This is a genomic window from Actinomyces sp. HMSC065F12, from assembly GCF_001814535.1.
In the GTDB taxonomy this organism is placed as follows: Bacteria; Actinomycetota; Actinomycetes; order Actinomycetales; family Actinomycetaceae; genus Pauljensenia; species Pauljensenia radingae_A.
This window is the reverse complement of record NZ_KV816994.1, coordinates 1-780: the sequence shown is the minus strand read 5'-3', so window position 1 is coordinate 780 and position 780 is coordinate 1. Positions and strand designations below refer to the sequence as shown.

The following is a 780-nucleotide window of genomic DNA, read 5'->3' as shown; positions in this document are numbered from 1 at the left end:
CTGGCAGTGCAGAGCGGTTAGACGACGAGTACGCACGCAAGATCTTTACCGGGGCAAAACCGATCTCCGAACCGCAATACGAGTCATTTCCTACACAGGTGAGCAAGAAATCGTTGCATGATTTCCTTCTTGCCCACCTGAGGCCCCTCCCAAGCACGAAGCGCACGTTGGATGATCGTTGCCAAGAAGTCGGCAAAGATGCCGGACTGCCCTCAACCCTCACTATCGAACCAGAAGCATTCATTTGGGCACTCACAGATTGGTTCGACGCGATCATCCACGATCCAAACCATTGCGATGTCCTTGAACACTGCTACCGACTTCGCCTTGAAGACCAGGAACCAGAAGAAATAAACCCCGTGCCGCAGCCGCTCTATCAAGGAGATCGCGTCGACGTCACGGAACCGCCCGCACTGCAAAAACACAAGCCAGGATTTTGGGTCGAGTTCACTCACACATGGACACTGCGCAACGTTGGCAGCATCGACTGGACCAGTCGGACACTCATCTGTACGAATCCAACAGACCCGCGACTACGACCCGTCGGCACCACACAGATTGCCATTCCTGACAGCCCACCAGCGACAGCGAGGTTCATCAAGATTTCTTGCACGTTTCGGGCGCAAGGCTACGAAGGAGCAGCCTCAAGCCACTGGGAAATGCGCAACCAGGAAGGCGAGAACTGCTTCCCTCAAGCGACTACAACATTCAATGTCAATGCCACAGTTATTAACCCGGATCTTCACGCGATAAGGCAGGAACGATGAGCGAAGCTGAATT

Annotated in this window: 1 protein-coding gene; it reads left to right on the top strand. The window is 54.0% G+C overall.

Going from position 1 to position 780, the window contains the following annotated elements:
- On the top strand, positions 1-767 hold a 767-nt coding region (locus tag HMPREF2975_RS12050), incomplete at its 5' end, for an NBR1-Ig-like domain-containing protein (RefSeq protein ID WP_083314481.1).
- Between the last annotated feature and the right edge of the window lie 13 nt (positions 768-780).